Source organism: Mesorhizobium xinjiangense, assembly GCF_009749525.1.
Lineage (GTDB): Bacteria > Pseudomonadota > Alphaproteobacteria > Rhizobiales > Rhizobiaceae > Mangrovimarina > Mangrovimarina xinjiangensis.
The window spans coordinates 46,177-71,208 of sequence record NZ_WOAC01000009.1 but is presented as its reverse complement, the minus strand read 5'-3'; the positions used below and the strand labels follow the sequence as shown (position 1 = coordinate 71,208).

19 protein-coding genes and 1 tRNA gene are annotated in these 25,032 nt (G+C 64.8%); 15 read left to right on the top strand and 5 right to left on the bottom strand.

Annotation, left to right across the window (positions count from 1 at the left end):
• The first annotated feature begins 159 nt into the window (after positions 1-159).
• The 5 genes from glmM to serA all read left to right on the top strand — a co-directional run bounded on the left by glmM (position 160) and on the right by serA (position 6,681).
• The gene (gene glmM / locus GM909_RS11405) at positions 160-1,512 is read left to right on the top strand and encodes a phosphoglucosamine mutase (protein ID WP_157016510.1); all 1,353 of its coding nucleotides are present in this window, start codon (positions 160-162) and stop codon (positions 1,510-1,512) included.
• Positions 1,513-1,700: 188 nt separating this feature from the next.
• Entirely contained in the window at positions 1,701-2,483 is a 783-nt protein-coding gene (locus tag GM909_RS11400) for an outer membrane protein (protein WP_157016509.1), read from the top strand.
• Between the two features lie 349 nt (positions 2,484-2,832).
• Positions 2,833-3,528, top strand: a complete 696-nt coding sequence (locus GM909_RS11395; protein ID WP_157016508.1) for an outer membrane protein — start codon at positions 2,833-2,835, stop codon at positions 3,526-3,528.
• Positions 3,529-3,729: 201 nt separating this feature from the next.
• Positions 3,730-4,905 carry a phosphoserine transaminase gene (locus GM909_RS11390; RefSeq protein ID WP_157016507.1) on the top strand — a complete coding sequence of 392 codons (1,176 nt, stop codon included), beginning with the start codon at positions 3,730-3,732 and terminating at the stop codon, positions 4,903-4,905.
• A 177-nt stretch (positions 4,906-5,082) separates the two neighbouring features.
• Entirely contained in the window at positions 5,083-6,681 is a 1,599-nt protein-coding gene (serA, locus tag GM909_RS11385; protein WP_157016506.1) for a phosphoglycerate dehydrogenase, read from the top strand.
• 64 nt (positions 6,682-6,745) lie between these two features.
• Here the strand turns inward: serA and GM909_RS11380 are convergent, their stop codons facing one another.
• Positions 6,746-7,633, bottom strand: a complete 888-nt coding sequence (locus GM909_RS11380) for a DMT family transporter (protein WP_157016505.1) — start codon at positions 7,631-7,633, stop codon at positions 6,746-6,748.
• A gap of 191 nt (positions 7,634-7,824) precedes the next feature.
• Here GM909_RS11380 and GM909_RS11375 point away from each other — a divergent pair, with 191 nt between their 5' ends.
• Both GM909_RS11375 and GM909_RS11370 read left to right on the top strand, forming a co-directional pair.
• Positions 7,825-9,123, top strand: coding sequence for an adenylosuccinate synthase (locus GM909_RS11375; RefSeq protein WP_157016504.1), 1,299 nt, complete (start codon positions 7,825-7,827; stop codon positions 9,121-9,123).
• 68 nt (positions 9,124-9,191) lie between these two features.
• Positions 9,192-10,838 carry a hypothetical protein gene (locus GM909_RS11370; RefSeq protein WP_157016503.1) on the top strand — a complete coding sequence of 549 codons (1,647 nt, stop codon included), beginning with the start codon at positions 9,192-9,194 and terminating at the stop codon, positions 10,836-10,838.
• 94 nt (positions 10,839-10,932) lie between these two features.
• On the opposite strand, the gene rpoH is transcribed toward GM909_RS11370, so the two are convergent.
• Both rpoH and GM909_RS11360 read right to left on the bottom strand, forming a co-directional pair.
• Complete coding sequence (rpoH, locus tag GM909_RS11365) at positions 10,933-11,841, bottom strand: RNA polymerase sigma factor RpoH (RefSeq protein ID WP_157016502.1); 909 nt, start codon at positions 11,839-11,841, stop codon at positions 10,933-10,935.
• Between the two features lie 180 nt (positions 11,842-12,021).
• On the bottom strand, positions 12,022-13,062 hold the full coding sequence (locus GM909_RS11360; RefSeq protein ID WP_157016501.1) for an RluA family pseudouridine synthase: 1,041 nt from the start codon (positions 13,060-13,062) through the stop codon (positions 12,022-12,024).
• A gap of 23 nt (positions 13,063-13,085) precedes the next feature.
• Here GM909_RS11360 and GM909_RS11355 point away from each other — a divergent pair, with 23 nt between their 5' ends.
• The 6 genes from GM909_RS11355 to GM909_RS11330 all read left to right on the top strand — a co-directional run bounded on the left by GM909_RS11355 (position 13,086) and on the right by GM909_RS11330 (position 15,858).
• Complete coding sequence (locus GM909_RS11355) at positions 13,086-13,481, top strand: fimbrial protein (protein ID WP_157016500.1); 396 nt, start codon at positions 13,086-13,088, stop codon at positions 13,479-13,481.
• 12 nt (positions 13,482-13,493) lie between these two features.
• On the top strand, positions 13,494-13,889 hold the full coding sequence (locus GM909_RS11350) for a VOC family protein (RefSeq protein WP_157016499.1): 396 nt from the start codon (positions 13,494-13,496) through the stop codon (positions 13,887-13,889).
• Between the two features lie 123 nt (positions 13,890-14,012).
• A tRNA-Glu gene (locus tag GM909_RS11345) sits at positions 14,013-14,088 on the top strand.
• A 456-nt stretch (positions 14,089-14,544) separates the two neighbouring features.
• The gene (locus GM909_RS11340; protein WP_235911850.1) at positions 14,545-14,784 is read left to right on the top strand and encodes a type II toxin-antitoxin system RelE/ParE family toxin; all 240 of its coding nucleotides are present in this window, start codon (positions 14,545-14,547) and stop codon (positions 14,782-14,784) included.
• A 7-nt stretch (positions 14,785-14,791) separates the two neighbouring features.
• Positions 14,792-15,082: a HigA family addiction module antitoxin gene (locus tag GM909_RS11335; RefSeq protein ID WP_157016498.1), complete on the top strand. Its 291-nt coding sequence runs from the start codon at positions 14,792-14,794 to the stop codon at positions 15,080-15,082.
• A gap of 161 nt (positions 15,083-15,243) precedes the next feature.
• Positions 15,244-15,858 (top strand): LysE family translocator, encoded by a 615-nt coding sequence (locus tag GM909_RS11330; RefSeq protein ID WP_157016497.1) that lies wholly within the window; start codon positions 15,244-15,246, stop codon positions 15,856-15,858.
• Between the two features lie 7 nt (positions 15,859-15,865).
• Here the strand turns inward: GM909_RS11330 and GM909_RS11325 are convergent, their stop codons facing one another.
• Positions 15,866-16,441 (bottom strand): peroxidase-related enzyme, encoded by a 576-nt coding sequence (locus GM909_RS11325; RefSeq protein ID WP_157016496.1) that lies wholly within the window; start codon positions 16,439-16,441, stop codon positions 15,866-15,868.
• 109 nt (positions 16,442-16,550) lie between these two features.
• On the opposite strand from GM909_RS11325, the gene GM909_RS11320 reads away from it, so the two are divergent.
• The gene (locus GM909_RS11320; RefSeq protein WP_157016495.1) at positions 16,551-21,335 is read left to right on the top strand and encodes an NAD-glutamate dehydrogenase; all 4,785 of its coding nucleotides are present in this window, start codon (positions 16,551-16,553) and stop codon (positions 21,333-21,335) included.
• 126 nt (positions 21,336-21,461) lie between these two features.
• Complete coding sequence (locus GM909_RS11315) at positions 21,462-22,850, top strand: MFS transporter (protein ID WP_157016494.1); 1,389 nt, start codon at positions 21,462-21,464, stop codon at positions 22,848-22,850.
• A 360-nt stretch (positions 22,851-23,210) separates the two neighbouring features.
• On the opposite strand, the gene purH is transcribed toward GM909_RS11315, so the two are convergent.
• Positions 23,211-24,827: a bifunctional phosphoribosylaminoimidazolecarboxamide formyltransferase/IMP cyclohydrolase gene (purH, locus tag GM909_RS11310; protein WP_157016596.1), complete on the bottom strand. Its 1,617-nt coding sequence runs from the start codon at positions 24,825-24,827 to the stop codon at positions 23,211-23,213.
• Positions 24,828-25,032: the final 205 nt, after the last annotated feature.

Here is a 25,032-nt window from a genome sequence, read left to right as displayed (position 1 = left end):
TGAATTGCGAGCCTGCCTTAACCGTTTGTACACCTTGATCCCAATCGCAATTTGGCGTCAATGATCGGTTACACCGGCTCATATAAAGTGATTCTTTACCGCCCTGTGCCTGTGCAAGAACTGGCCGAGGGGTACAACTGGTTTGGGGACACAAGTGTGATGTCGAGACGCTATTTCGGTACGGACGGGATCCGGGGGCGGGCCAATTCCTTTCCAATGACCGGCGAGGTCGCCATGAAGGTCGGCATGGCCGCCGGCCTGTCCTTTCAGCGCGGCAGTCATCGCCACCGGGTCGTTCTGGGCAAGGATACCCGCCTGTCGGGCTACATGCTCGAAAATGCTCTCGTTTCCGGATTTTGTGCCGCCGGCATGGACGTCTTCCTGCTCGGACCGGTACCCACGCCGGCCGTCGCCATGCTGGCGCGCTCGCTCAGGGCCGACATCGGCGTCATGATCTCGGCCTCGCACAACCCCTTCTACGACAACGGCATCAAGCTGTTCGGCCCCGATGGCTACAAGCTGTCCGACGAGATCGAGGCGCGCATCGAGTCCATGCTCGACAAGGATCTCGACGCCGAACTGGCGACGTCTGAGGGCCTCGGCCGGGCCAAGCGCATCGACGGCGTGCACGACCGCTACATCGAATTCGCCAAGCGCACCTTGCCGCGCTCCATGTCGCTGGCCGGCCTGCGCATCGTCATCGACTGCGCCAATGGTGCCGCCTACAAGGTGGCGCCGGCCGCCCTTTGGGAACTCGGCGCCGAGGTCATCGCCATCAATGACGAGCCAAACGGCCTCAATATCAACGACGATTGCGGTTCGACCCATCCCATGAACCTGTGCAAGAAGGTGCACGAGGTGCGTGCCGATATCGGCATCGCGCTCGACGGCGACGCCGATCGCATGGTCATCGTCGACGAGAACGGGACCGTCGTCGACGGAGACCAGATCATGGCGCTGATCGCCGAGACCTGGCACCACAACGGCAAGCTGACCGGTGGCGGCCTTGTTGCGACGGTCATGTCCAATCTCGGCCTGGAGCGGCACGTGAACGGGCTCGGCCTGTCGCTGGCGCGCACCAAGGTCGGCGACCGCTACGTCGTCGAGCACATGCGTGCCCACGGATTCAATGTCGGCGGCGAGCAGTCGGGCCATCTCGTGCTGTCCGATTTCTCGACCACCGGCGACGGTCTTGTCTCCGCACTTCAGGTGCTTGCCTGCGTCAAGCGGTCCAACCGGCCGGCAAGCGAGGTCTGCCGGCGTTTCGAGCCCGTGCCGCAGCTGCTCAAGAATGTCCGTTTTGCCGGCGGCAAGCCGCTCGAGACCGCCCAGGTCAAGGCGGCGATCAAGGACGCGCGCGAGCGGCTGGGCGATGCCGGCCGCCTGGTCATCCGACCCTCGGGCACCGAACCGCTCATCCGCGTCATGGCCGAGGGCGACGACAGCAATCTGGTCGAGCAGGTGGTCGACGACATCGTCGGCGTGATCGCAGACGCCCGCACCGCCGCCTGAGCGGGCGGGCAGATATTCGTCTCCACGAGAATTCAAGCCAACATGTGCAGGTGCGGCCCAGGCCGTCGCCGTCGGATTCTTGGTGAACAAACAGGGTTAAGCCTGCCTTAACCTCTATCCCTCACCTTGCCCGCAGAGTTTGGGGCCCCGGCGTGTGCAGCGCCGGGCAATATGGTGGGGTAATCATTATGCACAAATATGCACGTTGCGCCCTTGCGGGCGTGATCCTGGCCGGCGGCGCGTCGCAGGCACTTGCCGCCGACATCATCGACCCGGTGATCGTCGACCCGGCGCCGGCACCAGTCTCCCATGGCGGCTGGTATCTGCGCGGCTATCTCGGCATGACCAACCAGGATTTCGACGAGATCACCTCCGATCTCTATCTCGATCCGGCGATCGAGGCCTATGGCTGGCACGACAGCGGCAGCTTCGCCTCCTCGCCATTGGCAGGCGCCGGCATCGGCTACCAGTTCAACGACTTCCTGCGCGGCGACGTCACGGTGGAATATCGCGGCAAGGCGGATTTCTACGCGCTCGACTGGAAGACGGTCGACGGCGAGACGACGACCAACGACTTCACCGCCAAGAAGTCCGAGTGGCTCGTTCTGGCCAACGCCTATGCCGATCTGGGCGACTTCGGCGGCATCAAGCCCTATGTCGGTGCGGGCATCGGCGCTTCGCGCAACACGATTTCCAATCTGCGCGACGTCAATGTGCTGAGCAGCGGCGCGGCGCGGGCCGAATCCGATCCGAGCTGGGAATTCGCCTGGGCGCTGCATGCCGGCCTCGGCTTCCAGGTCACCGACAACGTGGCCCTCGATCTCGGCTACAGCTATGTCGACCTGGGCGACGGCAGGACCGGGCCGATGCTCAACGACGATCCGGCCTACGACATCCCCAATGACGGGTTCGTCTTCAACGATCTGACCTCTCACGACGTGAAGTTCGGCGTGCGCTACCTGTTCAACTGAGCGCTTCGCGAACTGGAATCGAATAGCGGCTGTGCGGGGCCTCGGTTTGTCGACAGGCCTCGCCGCATTTGCATCGTCATCCTCGGCCCTGTGCCGAGGATCTATGAACATCAACAGCTTAGCAGATCCCCGGGACAAGCCCGAGGATGACGAAAGACCAATTTTGCACCAGAGACTCCGTATGCGGGGCCTTCTCCTTTGCTTCTTGCCGGATGCTCGCAAAGCGGCTTTTCAACCATCCCGATCATCCTTAACCGCGACTTAACCACTATGGTTAACACTGCTTGCCGGAACAGCGGCGGGGCGGGCCTGGGCAGGCTCACGCGCTCCAGGCAAATGGGGGATTCCTATGAAACTGCTTGTGCAAACTGCGATATCGCTCCTTGGCGTGGCGGGCCTTGCCGCGCCGGCGGCTGCGGCGGATTACGAGCCGCCGATCTATATTGACGAGGCACCCGAATATGTGCCGGTCGAAGTCGGATCGGGCTGGTATCTGCGCGGCGACATCACCTACAACGTCAACGATCCGGAGTATGATTTCGTCCTGGCCGGCATCGAGACCGACAATCAGCGTTTCGGCGGCACGCTCGGCATCGGATACCACTTCAACGATCTGCTGCGCGGTGACGTGACCTTCAATTATGTCGGGCGGGACGAGTGGTCGCTGAACAACGGCACCGATTCCATCGAGATGGAGAACTGGGTCCTGGGCGGCATGGTCAACGGTTACATCGACCTCGGCACCATCGCCGGCATCACGCCTTATGTCGGCGGCGGTATCGGCCTGCTGACGTCGAAGCAGTCCTTGACGATCGACTCGCCCACACTGGGCATCGATGCGGACTTCTCGGACCGGCAGACCAAGTTCGCCTACTCGCTGGCGGCCGGTGCGAGCTACCTGCTGTCGAAGAACCTGTCGCTCGACGTGGGCTATCAATATCTGAGTTCGCCGGACATGGACTATGTCGATACGTCGACCCTGACGGTCGAAGACGGCTTCGACTACCATCAGGTCAAGGTGGGGCTGCGCTACGATCTGTGGTGAGCATGCCGTCATCGACATGATTTGAAAGGCGGTCCGCGGGCCGCCTTTTTGCGTTTGCGGCGCCCGAACAGGGCGTCCGCCTGCACCTGTTCCGGTTGCGACAGGGAATTTTCCCTTGACGCCGCGCGGCCAACCCAATATCGCCGTGCGTGGGCCACCCCTCCCCACCGAGGGGCTGCTATCTGGAAGGGTAGAGCGACAATGACAAATCTTTCGAAGCCCGGACTCCGTCCGGCGAACCCCAATTTTTCCTCAGGTCCGTGTGCAAAACGTCCCGGCTGGTCGCTGGCGGCGCTGGGCGATGCCGCGCTCGGCCGTTCGCATCGCGCCAAGATCGGCAAGTCGAAGCTCGCCGAAGCGATCGAACTGACGCGCGAGGTGCTGCAGGTTCCCGCCGACTACCGCATCGGCATCGTGCCCGCCTCCGATACCGGAGCGGTCGAGATGGCGCTGTGGTCGCTGCTCGGCGCGCGCGGTGTCGACATGGTGGCCTGGGAATCCTTCGGCTCCGGATGGGTGACCGACGTCATCAAGCAGCTCAAGCTTGACGATGTGCGGCGCATCGAGGCCGATTACGGCGCGCTGCCGGACCTGGCGACGATCGACTTCGATCGTGACGTCGTCTTCACCTGGAACGGCACCACCTCCGGCGTGCGGGTGCCGAACGGCGACTTCATTCCGGCCGATCGCCAGGGCCTGACAATCTGCGACGCCACCTCGGCGGCCTTCGCCCAGAAGCTCGATTTCGCCAAGCTCGACGTGGTCACCTTCTCCTGGCAGAAGGTGCTGGGCGGCGAGGCCGCGCATGGCGTGCTGATCCTTTCCCCGCGCGCGGTCGAACGGCTGGAGAACTACACGCCGGCTTGGCCGCTGCCCAAGATCTTCCGCATGACCAAGGGCGGAAAGCTGATCGAGGGCATCTTCAAGGGCGAGACCATCAACACGCCGTCCATGCTGTGCGTGGAGGATTATCTCGACGCGCTCAACTGGGCCAAGTCGACCGGCGGGCTCGACGGGCTGATCGCCCGGGCCGATGCAAACTTCGCCGTCATCGACCGTTTCGTCGCCGCAAGCGATTGGGCGGCGCATCTGGCCGTCGAGCCGGCGATCCGCTCCAACACCTCGGTCTGTCTGTCGATCGTCGACGACGAGTTCCTGGCCCTCGACAAGGACGCCCAGGCGGCCTTCGCCAAGGGCATGGTCGCGGCTCTCGACAAGGAGGGCGTGGCCTATGACATCGGCGCCTATCGCGATGCGCCGGCGGGCCTCAGGATCTGGGCCGGAGCGACGGTCGAAGCATCCGATCTCGAAGCGTTGATGCCCTGGCTCGACTGGGCGTTTGCATCCCAGAAGGCGGCGTTGAAGGCGGCCGCCTGAGCGCCTTGCCTCCCCTTGAGGGGAGGCTGGCGAATGATGCGAGCCGGGTGGGGTCGTCCTCACCCGCGCATTCCCAAGAAATCGAAAGGCCGTGCCCGGCCGTAAGAACTCCATCCGGTCGCTTCGCGACCACCTTCCCCTCAAGGGCGAAGGACAATAGCGCCAAGGAATACACCCATGCCTCGTGTACTCGTTTCAGACAAGCTTTCCGAAACCGCTGTCCAGATCTTCAAGGATCGCGGTGTCGATGTCGACTATCTGCCGGACGTCGGCAAGGACAAGGAAAAGCTCATCGAGATCATCGGCCAGTATGACGGCCTGGCCATCCGCTCGGCGACGAAAGTGACCGAGAAGCTGATCGCCGCGGCGGACAATCTCAAGGTTGTCGGACGTGCCGGCATCGGTGTCGACAATGTCGACATTCCGGCCGCCTCGCGGCGCGGCATCATCGTGATGAACACGCCCTTCGGCAATTCCATCACGACGGCCGAGCACGCCATCGCGCTTCTGTTTGCGCTGGCCCGCCAGATCCCGCAGGCCAACAGCTCGACCCATGCCGGCAAATGGGAAAAGAACCGCTTCATGGGCGTCGAGGTCACCGGCAAGACGCTGGGCGTCATCGGCTGCGGCAATATCGGCTCCATCGTCGCCATGCGCGCCGTGGGCCTGAAGATGCATGTCGTCGCCTTCGATCCGTTCCTGTCGGAAAAGCGTGCCTCCGAACTCGGCGTGGAGAAGGTCGAGCTCGACGAATTGTTCGCCCGCGCCGACTTCATCACGCTCCACACCCCGCTCACCGACAAGACGCGCAACGTCATCAATGCCGAGGCGATCGCCAAGATGAAGGACGGCGTGCGCATCATCAATTGCGCCCGCGGCGGTCTGGTGGTCGAAGCCGACCTGGTCGCCGCGCTCAATAGCGGCAAGGTGGCCGGTGCGGGCGTCGACGTGTTCGAGGTCGAGCCGGCGACGGAGAACGCCCTGTTCGCGCTCGACAATGTCGTGTGCACCCCGCATCTGGGGGCATCGACCAGCGAGGCGCAGGAAAACGTCGCCATCCAGGTGGCCGAGCAGATGTCGGACTATCTGCTCAAGGGCGCCGTCACGAACGCCATCAACATGCCGTCGATCACGGCCGAGGAGGCACCGCGGCTCAAGCCCTTCGTCAAGCTGGCCGAGGTGCTGGGCGCATTCGTCGGCCAGGTGACGGAAGAGCCGATCCGCGAGGTCGAGATCCTGTTCGACGGTTCGACGACGACGATGAACACGCGGGCGCTTGTCAGCGCAACGCTGGCCGGGCTGATCCGCCCGCAGGTCGCCGACGTCAACATGGTGTCGGCGCCAATCATGGCCAAGGAGCGCGGCGTCATCCTGTCGGAGGTCAAGCGCGACAAGTCCGGCGTCTTCGACGGCTATATCAAGCTGACCGTGAAGACCAGGAGCAAGACGCGGACCATTGCCGGTACGGTGTTCTCCGACGGCAAGCCGCGCTTCATCCAGATCAAGGGCATCAATCTCGATGCCGAGGTCGGCCAGCATATGCTCTACACGACCAATATGGACACGCCCGGCATCATCGGCCTTCTGGGCGGCATCCTCGGCAAGAACGGCGTCAACATCGCCAACTTCCAGCTCGGCCGCACGACGCAGGGCGGTGATGCCATCGCGCTGCTCTATCTCGACGAGCAGATTTCCGAAAAGGTTATCGAGGAACTGGTGGCCACCGACCAGATCGTCTCGGCCAAGCCGCTGCGGTTCGACGTCAACGGGTTCTGATCCGGCGGCCGGACATCGCAGGCATTGGGAGGCGCGGTTCCGGCCGCGCCTTTGCCGCTCGCAGCTACCCCATCTTCCGTCCGCTCCACTCGGCCAGCCAGATGCCGCCCATCACCAGGGCCAGGGCGGCGCCGTGATAGGGGCGGAAGGGCTCGCCGATCACGACGATCGCCAGAAGCGTTCCGAAGACCGGCACGAGGTTGATGAACAGGCCGGCGCGGTTGGGGCCGATCAGTTCGACGCCGCGCACATAGAAGATCTGCGCCAGGAGGGAGGGGAAGATCGCCGTATAGGCAATGACGCCCCAGCCCTGCGTGCTCGGCCAGACCGTGGCGCCCGTCCAGTATTCGATGACGGCGAAGGGGATCGTGAACAGGCAGGCCGAGGCCGAAAGCACGATCATGAAGCTTTGCCAGTGTATCTGCGGCCGGAAACGCAGGGCGACGGTGTAGCCGGCATAGACGGTGATGGCGAGGAGCATCAGCGCGTCGCCGGCATTCACGTCGAGACGCAGAAGCTGCAGCGGATCGCCGTTGCTGGCGGTCAGTGCGATACCGGCCAGCGACAGGAAGAAGCCGACGATCTGGCCGGCCGAGACGCGTAGCCGGAAGAAGATGAAATTGGCGGCGAAAATGAGCATCGGAATGCCGGCCTGCTCGATGCTGACATTGACGGCCGTGGTGTAGTTGAGGGCGGAATAAAGCGCGATGTTGAAGGCCGAGAAGCCGACAATGCCCAGTCCCGCAAGCGTCGGCATATGGGCGCGCACGACGGCCCAATCCTTCGCAAGCTGCCGCCATCCGATGAGACTAAGCCCCACGCAGGCAAACCCCCAGCGGGCCGCCGTCAGGAGCATGGGCGAGACATGCCCGACGGCAAGCTTGCCCGCGACTGCATTGCCGCCCCACATGAGCGTTGTCAGCATGAGCAGGACATAGGCTTGGCGGTTCATGAGCTTCCCCGGATTGCGTATGGTGCCGCAAGTAGAAGTCTCGCCGCCATGTGTAAATGTCGCCAATACGAGAATTAATTGGGCCTGATCGACCAAAGAAAGGTCGCACTTGACGCATTGGGTCGCTATAGAGGCCTGTCAATTCAGCCGGCCGACATGGTCGGCCGGCCTGCAGATAGAGGAAGTCATCCATGGCCAATGTGGTGGTCGTCGGTTCGCAATGGGGCGATGAGGGCAAGGGCAAGATCGTCGACTGGCTGTCGGAACGCGCCGAAATCGTGGTGCGCTTCCAGGGTGGCCACAATGCCGGCCATACGCTGGTCGTCGACGGCAAGGTCTACAAGCTCTCGCTGCTGCCCTCCGGCGTGGTGCGGCCGGGCAAGCTGTCGATCATCGGCAACGGCGTCGTATTCGACCCGCACGCCTTCGCGGCCGAGGTCGAAAAGCTGCGCGAGCTTGGCGTCGACATCTCGCCCGACAATCTGAGGATCGCCGAGAACACCGCATTGATCCTCTCCCTGCACCGCGAACTCGACGGTTTCCGCGAGGATGCCGCCTCCAATTCCGGCACCAGGATCGGCACGACGCGGCGCGGCATCGGCCCGGCCTATGAGGACAAGGTCGGCCGGCGCGCCATCCGGGTCATGGATCTGGCCAATGCCGAGACGCTCGCCGGCAAGGTCGACCGGCTGCTGACCCATCACAACGCGCTGCGCCGCGGCCTCGGCCACGCCGAAGTCTCGCATGCCGACGCCATGGCCGAGCTGACCTCGGTCGCCGACAAGGTGCTGCCCTATATGGACCGCGTCTGGAAGGTGCTCGACGATGCGCGGCGCGCCGGTTCGCGCATTCTCTTCGAAGGCGCGCAGGGCACGTTGCTCGACATCGACCACGGCACCTACCCCTTCGTCACCTCTTCCAACACGATCGCCGGCCAGGCGGCCACCGGCTCCGGCGTCGGCCCCGCCGCGATCGGTTACGTGCTCGGCATCACCAAGGCCTATACGACGCGTGTCGGCGAGGGGCCCTTTCCGACCGAACAGGACAACGAGATCGGCAACTTCCTCGGCGAGCGCGGCCGCGAATTCGGCACGGTCACCGGCCGCAAGCGTCGTTGCGGCTGGTTCGACGCGGTGCTGGTGCGCCAGGCCGTCGCCGTCAACGGCATCAACGGCATCGCGCTGACCAAGCTCGACGTCCTCGACGGTCTCGACGAGATCAGGATCTGCACCGGCTACAGGCTGGACGGCAAGGAGATCGACTATCTGCCGGCGAGCCAGAGCGCGCAGGCACGCGTCGAGCCGATCTACGAGACGCTCGAGGGATGGAAAGAGACGACGGCCGGCGCGCGCAGCTGGGCCGATCTGCCTGCCCAGGCGGTCAAATATGTCCGCCACGTGGAAGAATTGATCGGCGCGCCCGTGGCGCTGCTTTCGACCAGTCCCGAGCGCGACGACACCATACTTGTGACGGACCCCTTTCAAGATTAGTTTGACAAACAGGGAGTTGGCGGGGAACCTCGCCGCGGCCACAAGAAGGACAAGCAGGTCGGCATCGAATGGCGGATTTCGTAGCGGTTTTGAGGAAAACCATAGGCGGGTTGGGCGAAACAACGCCCGAAATCCGCGAAAAGGTTTACCAGAAGGCCAGGAACACCATCGAGGCCAAGCTTGCGGCGCTCAACCCGCCGCCGCCTCCGGCCGCTGCCGATCGCCAGCGTCAGGCCCTCGAAGACGCCATCCGGACGCTCGAGGCCGAATATGCGCCGGCGCAGCCCGACGCCTCGGACCCGCTGAACGAACTCGACGAACTGTTCCACGAGCTGGCGACGACGAAGCCCAGCGATCGCGCGCATGACGGCGATGCGGCGGCCGCAGCGGTGGCCGACCAGGAACTGGTCGGACATGAGCCGTGGTTCAAGCCGGTTCCGGACGACGATCCCGCTGAAGCCGCTGAGGCGGCCGCTGAGCGCGCAACCACCGATCCTGCCGAGTTTGCCGCCACGGACGACCGCGCCGAGTTTGCAGTTACGGACGATGCTGCGACGGATCCGCTGGTGGATGCGTCGGACTGGCCCGAGCAGGATGCGGCAATCCCGCCCGAGGAGGAGCCCGCGGCCGTCGATATCGCCGCTGCCGACGGCACCGCGCCGCAGGAGACGCAAAACGGCCCTGAAACTACGGCCGACGAGCCGGCCGCGCCGGGGCGCTCGCGGATCGGATGGGTGATCGCTGCATTGGTTCTGCTGGCCATTGCCGGCGGCGGCTATGCGGCCTGGCTCAACAAGGACAGCCTTGGCGATTTCGTCGCCAGCCTGCAGCAGGATAGCGCCACCGGCGACGACGCTGGCGCGCCCAGTGACACGGAAGATGCCGCGCCGCCGGCCGAACCCGACGAGGGGTCCGCCCAGGACGGCGCGCAGCCGGAGAGCGCGCCGGCGACGCCAGAAGGGACCGCCCCGGAAGCCGACCAGCAGGATGAAGGCGCGGCCAGCGACGGGCCGGAGAAGTTCACGCAGCGGCTCCTGGCCGACGGGTCGGAGATCGACGCGGGTCGGGCAGGAGAGGAAGCGACAATCGGCGAGGGAACGTCCGTTGCGGCCTCGACGCCTTCCGAGCCATCCGCGGCGCCGGACACATCCGCCGGCGTGCCCGTCGGGCAAAAGGCGATATTCTACGAGGAACGCACCAATGTTGCCGAAGGCTCGGCCGAGAATGGCTCGGTGGTCTGGTCGCTGGTGCAGGAATCGCCGGGCGGAGATCTGCCGCCCGAGCCGGCAATCCGGGCCGAGGTGACCATTCCGGGCCGCGATCTGCAGTTGCGCATGACGATACGGCGCAATGGCGACGAATCGCTGCCGGCCAGCCACATCGTCGAGCTCATCTTCCTGGCCCCGGAAGGCTTCGCCGACGGTGGCATCGACAATGTGCTGCGCATGACGATGAAAAGCTCCGAGGAGGCAACCGGCAATCCGCTGCTCGGCATTCCGGCGAAGATCGCCGACGGCTTCTTCCTGATCGCGCTCGACAACGGAGAGACGGAGGTCGAGGCCAACATGACGCAGATGCGCCGGCAGGACTGGATCGACGTGCCGGTCGTTTACAAGTCGGGCCGGCGGGCGTTGTTCACGATGGAAAAGGGCATTCCCGGAGACAAGGTGTTCGACGAGGCGCTGAAGGCCTGGCAGAGCGGCACGAGCGGGTAGCCCCTGCAATCCAATCCCGGTGCACAAAAAAGGGCAGGCGGCATCTGCCGCCCGCCCTCATAGCACTGTAATGCGCGCCGCGGCCTGTGGCCGCTCAGTGCGCGTGGGCGTCGATGGTCTGCAGCGACTGCGCCTGGCGCAGGGCCGCCGCCTTGACGGCGTCCTGGACCTTCTCGAAGGCACGCACCTCGATTTGGCGCACGCGTTCGCGGCTGATGTCGAACTCGGAGGACAGCTCCTCCAGGGTCATCGGGTCGTCAGACAACCGGCGCGCCTCGAAAATGCGGCGCTCGCGATCGTTGAGCACATTGAGCGCCTCGCCGAGCATCCCGCGGCGGTTTTCGAGTTCGTCCTGCTCGACGAGCATGTCTTCCTGCGACTGGTGCTCGTCGACCAGCCAGTCCTGCCACTCGCCGGATTCGCCTTCCGTCGCCCGGATCGGCGCGTTGAGCGAGGCATCGCCCGACAGGCGGCGGTTCATCGAAATGACCTCGGCTTCCGACACGTTGAGCCGGTGTGCGATCTCGGCCACCTGCTCGGGATTGAGATCGCCTTCGTCGAGCGCCTGAATCTTGCCCTTGACCTTGCGCAGGTTGAAGAAAAGACGCTTCTGGTTGGCCGTGGTGCCCATCTTCACAAGGCTCCACGAACGCAGAATATATTCCTGGATTGCCGCCTTGATCCACCACATGGCGTATGTTGCGAGGCGGAATCCCCGTTCGGGCTCGAATTTCTTGACGGCCTGCATGAGGCCGACATTGCCTTCCGACATCACTTCGCCGATCGGCAGGCCGTAGCCGCGATAGCCCATGGCTATCTTGGCGACCAGCCGCAGATGGCTGGTGACGAGCTTATGGGCCGCTTCGGTGTCGCCATGCTCGCTGTAGCGCTTGGCGAGCATGTATTCTTCCTGCGGCTGAAGCATTGGAAAGCGGCGGATTTCTTCGAGATAGCGCGAAAGACCGCCTTCTCCCGACGCGATACTGGGCAGTGTCTGGGCCATATAGCACCCTCCCTCTCGATGGATTGTTCCCGGTGTTCCGGCGAACTCGACCGCGGCCGCAAGCGCACCACGGCATATGCCTAATATAGTGCGAAATCTGGCAATTTCACGCTTGCTGACGCCGTGATACGATTTGTCACGTCAAAGTGAACAATACTCACATTTCGCAATGCTGAAAACTCAGCTTCTGGGCAGGTCGCGCAGTGCCCTGACAAGCCCTGCCATATCCGCTGGCAAAGCTGTCTCGAAGCGCATCGTTTCGCCGGTTGCCGGGTGCTCGAAGGCCAAAAGCCGCGCATGCAGGGCCTGGCGCGGGAAAGCCGCGGCGATCGAGCGTGCCGGCTCCGCCAGCCGGTTGGCCTTGGTGCGGAACGCCAGGCCGTATTCGGGGTCGCCGATCAGCGGATGGCCGATATGGGCCATATGCACTCTGATCTGATGGGTGCGTCCGGTCTCCAGCCGGCAGTCGACGAGGGCGGCCAACGCGCCTTCCGGCGACGCGCCGCCGAACATCTCGCTCACCGAATAGCGCGTTACGGCATGCCGCGCATCCTCGCGCCCCGCATTGACCACGGCGCGCCGGGTGCGATCTCTGGTCGAGCGGCCGAGGGCAGCGTCGATGGTGGCGTTCATGCGTTCGGGCGCGCCCCACACCAGTGCCGAATAGGCGCGCTCCAGGCTGCCCGATGCCCCGTGATCGGCGAAAGCGTCGGCCAGGGCACGATGGGCCTGGTCGGTCTTGGCGACCACCATCACGCCGCTCGTTTCCTTGTCCAGCCGGTGCACGATGCCCGGCCGCTTCACCCCGCCGATCCCCGACAGCGTGTCGCCGCAATGGGCGATCAGTGCGTTGACCAGCGTGCCGGTCCAGTTGCCGGCGCCGGGATGCACCACCAGGCCGGCCGGCTTGTCGATGACGATCAGATGGGAGTCCTCGTAGAGGATGTCGAGCGGGATCGCCTCGCCTTGCGGTTCCGCCGGCTCGGCCTCCGGCACGGTGACGGCGACGGTCTCGCCGCCGGCGAGCTTGCGCTTCGGCTCGTGGGCCGGCCTGCCCGACACCGTCACATGGCCGCCGCGGATCAGCGCCTGGATGCGGCTGCGCGACAATTCGCCTTCGAGCGCCGCCGCCAGCCACTGGTCGAGCCGCTGGCCGGCCGCTTCGGGCGGCGTGACAAGGGCTTTCCTTGGCGCAGCGCCTTCGCTATCAGGAACGCTCATTGCAGCACCCGGAGCCCGACAGAATGACACAGGCGGACATCGACCGCGATGGCGAGGAAAAGCCCCTCGACCCCGCCATGGAACGGGTGCGGCGCAAGATGGTGCGGCTCCTGGTGATCTCGATCGGCATCATGATGGTCGGACTTATGGCCGTGCTGGCGGCGATTGTCTACAAGGCCGCGTCAGGCGACGAGGCGCCGGCCCAGGCGCCGGCGGCAATCCCGGTCACCCCCGGCGAGGGCATCGCGCAAGGCACGATCAGGCTGCCGCAGGGTGCGCGCGTCGTCTCCCAGTCGGTGGCAGGCGGGGCGATCTCGCTCAATGTCGAACTCGAAGACGGCGGCCGGGCGATCCTTATCTACGACATGGCCGCGGACCGCATCGTGGGGCGTTACGACATCGTCACGCAGGGCGAATAGCAGGGCGCTGCCATGGCCCATATGATCAGCGCCATCACCCTCGTCGTGGGTAGTTACGACGAGGCGCTCGCCTGGTATCGCGACAAGCTCGGCTTCGTGCTCCTGGAGGACACGCCGCTTGACGGCGGCAAACGCTGGGTGCGCGTCGCGCCGCCCGGTGGCCAGGGCACCTGCCTGCTTCTGGCCGAGGCGGCGAGCGAGGAGCAAGAAGCGCGTATCGGCAACCAGACGGGCGGACGTGTCGGCTTTTTTCTGGAGACCGGCGATTTCTGGGCCGATTACGAGGCCATGAAGTCGCGCGGGGTCCGCTTCGAGGAAACGCCGCGCGAGGAGCCCTACGGGACCGTCGCCGTGTTCCGCGACCTCCACGGCAATCTGTGGGACCTGCTCGAGCCGAACCGGCCATAACGAGATCGCGGGGGGTGGTCTGTGACAGCCGACCTGTCGCGGTCGTCGCAAAAGCGTCACTTCTCATCAAATGCACTGTTGCATTTGCCTACGTCAGGCCCTATATCGGCCCGGCTTGCCCGCGCTCCCATCGTCTAGCGGTCCAGGACGCCGCCCTCTCACGGCGGAAACAGGGGTTCGATTCCCCTTGGGAGTACCAGCAAATTCAAGCACTTCACAGCAATCAGGTAAAAATCCGGAATAAAAGAACCGGCGTACATTGGCTCACGGCTCTGTAGACTGGCACATCGAGTCGTGCTGAAATCCCTCTTGGGTAATGGGAGGGGAAATCCGATGACAACCTCCAGGACGCCATGGTGAAACATATGGCGCATTCGTCCTGGCGGCCCGATGCCCACCGGGGCGAAATTGCAGCTGTGTACAGGGGCTTCATCGACGTCAAGCTGATTATCCTAGCGCCGCCAGGCAACAGCACGAAGTGTCGACTTCGCGCTTAATTCGTGTCGCAGCAATCCTGCTCTGCAGCCGGAGCAGCGCCACTGGCCGCCTGTGCCGGCTTGTGCTGTTACGTGTTACGTACTATATAACGCTCCATGGCACGATTCTCGGATAAAGCCACCGAGCGATTGTTCACTGAGGGCACTTGCCCGAAGCAGTGGCAAGCCATCAAGGACGCAGCGCTGCGGAAGTTGGACCGCGTGCGGTATGCTGCCCGGCTGGACGACTTGACGACTTGAAGATACCGCCGAGCAACAATCTCGAAGCGCTTAAAGGCGATCGCAAGGGCGAATACAGCATCCGCATATCGGGCAGCGCCTCGCGCTATCGTATCGTTTTCAGATGGTCGGAAGACGGGGCACACGACATCAAAATCGAGGACTATCATAGGAGGTGAGCAGCACATGAGAACTGTAACGCATCCTGGTAAGATGCTTAAATATGAATTCCTGGACGAGTTGGGTATCTCCGCCCGCGAACTTGCGAGGTCGATGAATGTACCACCAAACCGAGTAACAACTCTCCTTAATGGCACCCGTGGCATGACTGCCGACACCGCCATACGGCTTGAAAAGGTTCTTGGTGTAAGTGCTGAATTCTGGATGCGCCTGCAAGACGCACACGATTTGTCCAGAGCGCAGAACGAGAACGACTATACCGGCCTTGCAAGGCGAAAAGAGCTTGAGTGTGCCTGAGCAGCAGGGGGGACGCCCCCTGCTGGCTTTGCTTCAAACGTTTCCGTTTGAAGCAAACGCGCGTTAAGCACCGGTTTACGGATGTCAGACGGCTTGCCGGTTGCGTCGGGCGGCGAATTCCCTTCCGCTTGACCATCCGATTGTGAAGGAAGGAGAAAATTATGGACGCCGCATCGCTGCTGATCTTTGCCGGCGCCCTGCTGGTCGCCGCCGGCTCGCCCGGCCCCAGCATCGCGGCGCTGGTGGCGCGCGTGATTGCGCGCGGTTTCCGCGACGTCTTTCCCTTCCTTGCGGCCATGTGGATCGGCGAGGCGATCTGGCTTTCGCTGGCCGTCTTCGGGCTCGCCTTCGTGGCGCAGAGCTTCCACTATCTCTTCCTCGCCATCAAATGGGCCGGCGTGGTCTATCTCGTCTATCTGGCGTGGAAGATGTGGCGGGCCCCGGTGGCGACGGACGGCAGCGTGCTGCCGCGCCAGGACACGCCCTTGCGGCTTTTTTCCGCCGGCATGGCGGTAACGCTGGGCAATCCCAAGATCATGATGTTCTATCTGGCGCTCTTGCCGACCATCATCGACCTCGCCTCCGTCGATCTCGTCGGCTGGGCGGAACTGACGGCGACGATGGCCGTCGTGCTCATCGGCATCGATCTCACCTGGGTGCTGGCGGCGGCGCAGGCGCGCCGGCTCTTGAAAAGCGCCCCGGCGATGCGCCTCGCCAATCGTATAAGCGCGACGATGATGGCCGGCGCCGCGGCGGCGATCGCGGCGCGCAACTGAATTGGCTCTACCGCGCCATGGCGTGATAGTCGTCGTTGGGCCGCATGTCGACGGCGGCCGCCATGCGGTTCGACATGTTGAAGAACGAAGCCGTGGCGGCGATGTCCCAGATGTCGCGATCGCAAAAGCCGGCATCGCGCAGGCCCTGGCGATCCGCCTCGACGATCTTGTCCGGCGCCTCGGTGAGCTTGACGGCGAAATCGAGCATCGCCGTGTGGCGCGCGGAGAGGTCGGCGGCGCGATAGTTCATCACCATCATCTCGCCCAGTGCCGGATCGCCGGAAAGCTGGCGCACCGCCGCGCCATGCGCGGTCAGGCAATAGTAGCAATGATTGACCGACGACACGGCGACCGCGATCATCTCGCGCTCGAGCTTGGACAGGCCGGACGCGCCGAGCATGAGATCGTTGTACATGTCGATGAAGGCCTGCAGCTTTTTTTCGTCGAAGGCGTAGGCCAGGAGCACGTTCGGAATCATGCCCAACTTTTCCTCGCATTTGTCGAAATAGGCGCGTACGCCTTCGCTGAGGTCTTCAGCGGGACTCAAATCGAGAGCGGTCGTCTTGGCCGACTGTCTGGTCATGATCTGTTCACTGCCTTTCTCCACAGTGCGACTTTCGCGTGCCGCGGCGTAGGGTCGCAATCACGCCCGAGTCTGCTACGATATCGATAAAGCTGCCGGAGGTAAAAACATGGCTGCTACCAAGGGGAAGGAAACGACCGGGCCGAAGGCCCCGCCGGTCAAGGCCGTCAAAGGCGAGGCGGCCAGGTTCGACGAGCTTTTGTTTTCCCGCGCCGCTGCAGAGGACCTGGCAGCCTATTCTCCGGCCATGCTGGCCCGTGCGGCCGAACTGGCCAAGACGTGCGTCAAGCGCCACCGCAAGGGCGAATCGGTCATCGATATCGAGCGCGACAGCGGCATCGAGCGCGACGGGCTTGCGCTCACCGCCATCACCGTCGTCAACGACAACATGCCCTTCCTGTTCGATTCGGTCATGGGCGAAATCGCCAGCGGCGGTGCGGAGGTGCTTTTCGTCACCCATCCCGTCATGCTGGTCACGCATGACGCCGACGGCGTCTGCGCAATCGCTGGGGAAACGGCGGTCGTGAAATCCGGCGCCGACCGTGTCAGCGTCATCCACGTCCATGTTCCCATGATGACCAGCGAGGATGCAGCGGCGCTGGTCGGGCGCATCGAATATGTTCTGGGCCAGGTGCGCGCGGCCGTCAACGGCTGGAAACCGATGCTCGCCAGGCTCGAGCAGACCATCTCCGACTTCCGCTACAAGCCCGTTCCGCTGCGCCAGGAATCGGTGGGCGAAGCCATCGACTTCATGGAGTGGCTGCGCGACGACAATTTCACCTTTCTCGGCATGCGCGAGTACAGATATACCGGCGGCGAGACGGCCGGCACCCTGGAGCGCACCGACAAGCCGGGTCTCGGCATTCTTGCCGATCCCGATTTGCTGGTGCTGCGCGGCAGCACCGCCTCGGCAGTTACCACGCCGGAGATCCGCGCCTTCCTGCACGGGCCGGAGCCACTGATCGTCACCAAGGCCAATGCGCGATCGGTCGTGCATCGCCGTTCCTATCTCGATTATGTCGGCATCAAGACCTTCGACGACGAAGGGGTGCTTTCGGGCGAGCTGCGCATCGTCGGCCTGTTCACCTCGACCGCCTATACCCGCTCGGTCTTCAAGATCCCCTATCTGCGCTCCAAGGTGGAATCGGTGCTGGCGAAATCCGGTTTCGAGCGTGACGACCATTCCGGCAAGGCGCTGAGCAACGTGCTGGAATCCTATCCGCGCGACGAGCTGTTCCAGATCGACGCGACCATCCTGCGCAAGCACGCCATGGCCGTGCTGGCGTTGGGCGAACGCCCGCGCGTGCGCGTTCTGGTGCGCGTCGATCAGTTCGACCGCTTCGTCTCCGTCATCACCTTCGTGCCGCGCGACCGTTACGATTCGCGGGTGCGCGTGCGCATCGGAGACTATCTCAAGACCGCCTTCGACGGGCGGCTGTCGGCCTATTACCCGGCCTTTCCCGAAGGCACGCTGACTCGCGTGCATTTCATTATCGGACGCTCGGGCGGGAAGACCCCGAAAGTGCCCCAGGCGATGCTCGAGGCGGCGGTGCGCGACATTGTGCGCACCTGGGACGACGAGCTGCGCGCGGCAATTGCCGAAAGCGGCACGTCGAGCGCACTCGCTTCCCTGGCGACGCGCTTTCCCGAAACCTACCGCAACAGCTTTTCGCCCGCCGAGGCGCTGGTCGATGCCGGCCGCATCGCGGGGCTCTCTCCCGACAATCGGATCGCCATCGACTTCTACCGCCACGCCGAACAGCCGGACGAGCAGGCAGCGCTGAAGATCTATCATCACGGCGCCGCCGTCTCGCTGTCGCAGCGCGTGCCGCTGCTCGAAAACATGGGGTTCCGGGTCATTTCCGAGCGCACCTTCGAGGTCCCCTCGCAGGACGACGACAAGGTCTTCATCCACGATATGGAACTTGCCGGCACCAAGGGCGGGGCGATCGACCTTGCCGTCGGCGGCGAGCGTTTCGAAGATGTCTTCCTGTCGGTGTGGCACGGGGCCAGCGACAATGACGGCTATAATGGCCTCGTGCAGACAGCCGGCTTGAGGTCCCGGGAGATCGCCGTCCTGCGTGCCTATGGGCGCTATCTGCAGCAGGCCGGGATACCGCAGAGCCAGGATTTCGTCGCCGCGGTGCTCAACCGCTATCCGGCGATCGCTTCCGATCTGCACCGGCTGTTCCTGGTCCGCTTCGATCCGGCCATGCCGGCGGGCGCGGCGGCGAGCGAGCAGGACGCAATCGCCGAGCGCATCACCGGAGCGCTGGAAGATGTTCCTGTGCTCGACGACGACACGATCATCCGGCGCTTTCTCAACCTCGTGCAATCGACCTTGCGCACCAATCATTTCGCCGAGGCGAACGAACACGCCACCTCGCTGGCCTTCAAGCTCGACCCGCGGGCGCTCACCGGTTTGCCCGAGCCGCGCCCGTGGCGCGAGATCTTCGTCTATGGACCGGAAGTGGAGGGCGTGCATCTGCGCTTCGGCCCGGTGGCGCGTGGGGGGTTGCGCTGGTCCGACCGGGCGCAGGACTACCGCACCGAGGTGCTCGGGCTGGTCAAGGCGCAGCAGGTCAAGAACGCCGTCATCGTGCCGGTGGGCGCCAAGGGCGGGTTTTATCCCAAGCGGCTGCCGCAGGGCGGGACGCGCGAGGAGGTCTTCGAGGCCGGCCGCGCGGCCTACGTCAATTTCATCTCCAGCCTGCTGTCGATCACCGACAATCTCGACGGCGACACGGTCGTGCACCCTGAAGGCGTGGTGCGCCAGGACGGCGACGATCCCTATTTCGTCGTCGCCGCCGACAAGGGCACGGCGACCTTCTCCGACACGGCCAACGCGATCAGCCAGGCGCACGGCTTCTGGCTCGACGACGCCTTCGCCTCGGGCGGCTCGGCCGGCTACGACCACAAGAAGATGGGCATCACGGCGCGCGGCGCATGGGAGGCGGTGAAGCGTCATTTCCGCGAAATGAACCGCGACATCCAGAGCGAGCCGTTCACCGTCATCGGCGTCGGCGACATGTCGGGCGACGTGTTCGGCAACGGCATGCTGCTGTCGCGCCAGATCCGGCTCGTCGCCGCGTTCGACCATCGCGACATCTTCATCGATCCGGACCCGGACCCGGCGGTCTCGTTTGGCGAGCGCGAGCGGCTGTTTTCGCTGCCGCGCTCGAGCTGGCAGGACTACGATGCCTCGAAGATCTCGTCCGGCGGTGGCGTCTTCTCGCGCTCCAAGAAGTCCATCACCTTGTCCGAAGAGGCCGCGGCGGCCATCGGCCTTAACAAGACGGTGGCATCGCCGACCGAGATCATGCGGGCCATCCTGAAGACCGGAGTCGATCTCCTGTGGTTCGGCGGCATCGGCACCTATGTGCGCGGCTCGGCCGAAACAGACCAGGATGTCGGCGACAGGACCAATGACGCCATCCGCGTCACGGCGGGTGAGCTCGGCGTCAAGGTGGTCGGCGAGGGCGCCAATCTCGGTCTGACGCAGAAGGCACGCATCGAGTTCGGGCTGGCCGGCGGGCGCTGCAACTCCGACGCGATCGACAATTCGGGCGGGGTCAATTCCTCGGATCTGGAGGTCAACATCAAGATCGGGCTGGCTGCGGCCATGCGCGCCGGCGACCTGACGCGGCCGGCCCGCGACAAGCTGCTGGCGGCGATGACCGAGGAGGTCGCCGGGCTGGTTCTGGCCAACAACTACCGCCAGACGCTCACCATTTCCCTTGCCGCGCACCGCGGCATGGCCGACCTGCCGCACCAGCAGCGCATGATGGCGTCGCTGGAGGCGCGCGGCGAACTCGACAGGGCGATCGAAACCCTGCCCGGCGACCAGGCCCTGGCCGAGCGCGCGGCCAAGGGCGAGCCGCTGACCCGCGCCGAGATCGGCGTGCTTCTGTCCTATGCCAAGATCGTGCTGTTCGACGACATCATGGCCAGCGGACTGCCGGACGATCCGCATTTCTCCGACGACCTGCTCGGCTATTTCCCCGAACGCATGGCGAAGAAATACGCCTGCGAGATCGAAGGGCACAGGCTGCGCCGCGAGATCATCGCCACCGAGCTTGCCAATGACGCGATCAATCATGGCGGGCCGGCTTTCGTCAGCCGCATGCTCGACATCACCGGTGCCAGCGCGGCTGAGGCGGTCGCGGCCTATGCCACGGTGCGCGACGGCTTCGGCCTGCCCGAAACCATCGGTGAGATCGACGCTCTCGATACCAAGATTGATGGAACGGCGCAGCTCGACTTCTACCTGACGGTCGGGCGCCTGATCCACACGGCGAGTGCCTGGCAGCTCAAGAACGGCAATCAGTCGGCCAGCGTCGGCGAGCGCATTGCATCTCTGCACGATGCGCGCAGCGCGCTCGAAGCAAGGCTGCCGAAGCTGTTGCCGGACTTCACCAGAAGCAAGCTCGAGGAGCGGGCGAGCGCCTTCCAGGCTGCCGGAGCCCCGACGCCGCTGGCCGAAAGGCTGGCGCTGCTCGGAATTGCCGAGATGATCCCCGATATCGACCTCGTCGCCCGGTCGGCCGGGGCGGATCGCGTGGCCGCGGCCAAGGTCTACATGACGGTGTCGGAGGCCTTCCGCATCGGACGCATCGAGGAGGCGGCGCGCGCCGTTGCGCCTTCAGACTATTATGACGGGCTCGCCCTGTTCAGGGCCAACGACATGATCGACGCGGCACGGCGCGGCATCGCCGTTGCGGTTCTGGGCAGCTACGGCAAGACCGCCGATCCCGTCGGCGAATGGATTTCCGCCGGCGGGCAGCGAGTGGCGCGCACCCGCGAGAGACTGCTGGCGTTGACCGAAAGCGGCGACATCTCGGTCTCGCGGCTCACCGTGGCCGCCGGGTTGATGGCGGATCTCACGGTGGCGTAGCGCGCGTTCGCTTCAAACGGCAACGTTTGAAGCGAAGAGAAATTGCGGCAAATCAAAGCGTTGGATCAGGAACCAGTTCCGGTAAGCCGATCCACAATCGGGCGGACCGGCACCGGCGGAGGACAGATGGACGAGCAGGAAGGCCGCGCCCCGCGGCGCGGCATTTTGGGCTGGATGCTGTTCGACTGGGCGCAGCAGCCTTTTCACACCCTCATCATCACTTTCGTCTTCGCGCCTTATTTCGCTTCCGCCGTCGCGCCCGACGCCGCCAGGGGGCAGGAGCTGTGGGGCTATGCGACGGGTCTCGGCGGGCTGGCCATCGCGCTGACTTCGCCGGTGCTCGGCGCCATTGCCGACGCCACCGGGCCGCGCAAGCCCTGGGTGTTCGGCTTCGGCGCGCTCGGCGTGCTTGGTTGCTTCCTGCTCTGGTACGCCGTGCCCGGATCGCCGCATCTCGGCTTCGTCATGCTGGCGGTCGGGCTGGCGCTCATCGGCATGGAATTCGCCGCCGTCTTCAACAATGCGATGATGCCCGACCTCGTGCCGCGGGCGGAACTCGGCCGGCTGTCGGGATCGGCCTGGGGGCTCGGCTATCTCGGCGGGCTCGTGTCGCTGATCATCGTGCTCGGCCTGCTCGCCGGCCAGCCCGAGACCGGGCGCACCTTGTTCGGGCTCGAGCCGCTGTTCGGGCTGGACACGGCGGCGCGCGAGGGCGACCGGGCCGCCGGCCCGCTGACGGCGCTGTGGTTCATCCTGTTCGTCACGCCGATGTTTTTGTGGACGCCGGACGTGAAACGCCGAGCCTCGACGCAAGGCGCGGTGCGGCGCGGCCTGGCCGAACTCGGCGGCACGCTCCGCCGCCTGCCGGGCGAGCGCAGCTATCTCGGCTTCCTGTTGTCGAGCATGTTCTATCGCGACGCGCTCAACGCGCTCTATGCATTCGGCGGCATCTATGCCGCCGGCGTGCTCGGCTGGTCCATCGTCGAGATCGGCCTGTTCGGCATCCTGGCCAACATCACCGGGGCACTCGGCGCCTGGCTCGGCGGGCGCGCCGACCAGGCTTTCGGCCCCAAACCGGTGGTCACCGTCTCGATCCTGACCCTGACCTTGTGCTGCCTGATGGTGATCTCGACCACGCGGGCGCAGGTCTTCTTCATGCCGTTGGAGGCCGGAACGGGCCTGCCCGACACCCTCTTCTATATTGCCGGTGGGCTGATCGGCGCGGCCGGCGGCTCGATCCAGGCCGCATCGCGCACACTGCTGGTCGACCAGGTGCCGCGCGAGAAGGTGACGGAAGCCTTTGGGCTCTATGCGCTGTCTGGCAAGGCGACGACTTTCATCGGGCCACTGGCGATCGCCCTTGCCACCGCCTTCTTCGGCCAGGAGGTGTTCGGCCTTTCGAGCCAGGATGCCCAGCGCCTCGGCGTGACGCCGATCATCGTGCTCTTCATGGTCGGTCTCGTCCTCCTGCCGCTGGTCAAAAGCAAGGATTATGCGCCGGCAGCCAAGGTGTAGGATTTCGCCTCCAGGGCGTCATCCCGGCCGAGCGAAGCGAGAGCCGGGACCTATTGGAAGGAAATCGTAGAGCACGGCCCGCTTCTCGTTTCAGTGACTTTCAGTGCCGCCAGCTCCTTCTGCGGAGACCGGCCGTGCTGCTCAATGGGTCCCGGCTCTCGTTCGCGATGCTCACTCGGCCGGGATGACGGCGCGGGTGCGCCCCCTCCACCGCCTTCGGCGGTCCCCCTCCCCCGTGAACGGGGGAGGATCAGTGCTGCGGTCGGCCGGGATCCCCCCCTGCGAAGCGGGGGAGGGGGACCACGCGCAGCGTGGTGGAGGGGGTGTGCGGCTCAGAGTGATCGCGTGGCCAGTTGTCCCTCAGTGCCGGAAATGGCGCATGCCGGTGAAGACCATGGCAATGCCGTGTTCGTCGGCCGCCGCGATCACCTCCTCGTCGCGCATCGAGCCGCCCGGCTGGATGACCGCCGTCGCGCCCGCCTCGACCGCCGACAACAAACCGTCGGCAAAGGGGAAGAATGCGTCGGAGGCGACGACCGAACCCCTGGTCTGCGGCTCTGCAAGCCCCGCGGCCTTTGCCGCGTCCTCGGCCTTGCGGGCCGCGATACGGGCCGAATCGACGCGGCTCATCTGGCCCGCACCCACGCCGACCGTGGCGCCGTCCTTGACGTAGACGATGGCGTTGGATTTGACATGCTTGGCGACGCGGAAGGCGAACTTCAGATCGGCGAGTTCCGTCTCGCTCGGGGCGCGTTTCGTGACCACCTTGAGGTCGAGATCGTCGACCATGCCGTTGTCGCGCGACTGGACAAGCAGCCCGCCCGACACGGTCTTGGCGGCAAGGCCCGGCGCACGCGGGTCGGGTAGGCCGTCGGTGACGAGCAGGCGCAGGTTCTTCTTCGCCGCGATGATGGCTCGGGCCTCCTCGCTGGCGCCCGGCGCGATGATGACCTCGGTGAAGATCTTGGCCATTTCCTCGGCGGCCGCGGCGTCGAGCGGCCGGTTGAGCGCCACGATGCCGCCGAAGGCGGAGACCGGATCGCAGGCCAGCGCCTTGGCGTAGGCCTCCTTCAGCGTCGCCGCCTCGCCCACGCCGCACGGATTGGCGTGCTTGATGATGGCGACGGCGGCCGTGCGCTTCGGATCGAACTCGGCGACCAGTTCGAAGGCGGCGTCGGTGTCGTTGATGTTGTTGTAGGAAAGCTGCTTGCCCTGGATCTGGGTGGCAGTCGCCACACCGGGCCGCGTGTCGCCGGAAAGATAGAAGCCCGCCTGCTGGTGCGGATTTTCGCCATAGCGCATGAGCGGACCCAGATGGCCGCCAAAGGCGCGCCATGCGGGATGCTCGATGTCGAGCGTCTCGGCGAACCAGCCGGAGATCGCCGCATCGTAGGCTGCGGTACGGGCAAAGGCCTTGGCTGCGAGCTTCTTGCGGAACTCGAGCGACAGCTTGCCCTCGTTCATCTCGAGCGCGGCCAGCACCGCCTCATAGTCGGCCGGGTCGGTGACGATCGCCACATAGGCGTGGTTCTTGGCCGAGGCGCGCACCATGGCGGGGCCGCCAATGTCGATATTTTCCACCGTCGAGGCGTAGTCGCCGCCGGAAAAGCGCACCTGTTCGAAGGGATAGAGATTGATCACCACGAGATCGATCGGGGCAATGCCGTGGGCTTGCATGGCTTCGGCGTGCTCGGGATCGTCGCGCACGGCCAGCAGACCGCCATGGACCAGCGGATGCAGCGTTTTGACCCTGCCGTCCATGATCTCGGGAAAGCCGGTCACGTCCGAGACGTCCTGCACGGCAAGCCCGCTTGCAGCGATCGCCTTGGCCGTGCCGCCGGTGGAGATGAGCTCGACACCCTTGTCGGCCAACCCGCGCGCCAGCGCCTCGAGGCCGGTCTTGTCGGACACGGAAAGAAGGGCCCGCCTTACGGGGACGAGATCGGGGGCGGGGATATTCTTTGCGGCGACGGCCATCGGCTCACGGAGCTCCTTCTTCTTCCACGGCGTTCGGACAGGATCGACGCGCCGATCGTTCAATTGGCGCATCGTTCCCGTGACCAATCACAGTCGGTATTAGCGGTCGCTGCGCTTGCCGCATTCATGCTGGCGACTTGGCCGGCCCGCCATCGGCAATGGGCGGGCGAGACCGCCAGCGACGTAGCACAGTCGGGCAGGAAAA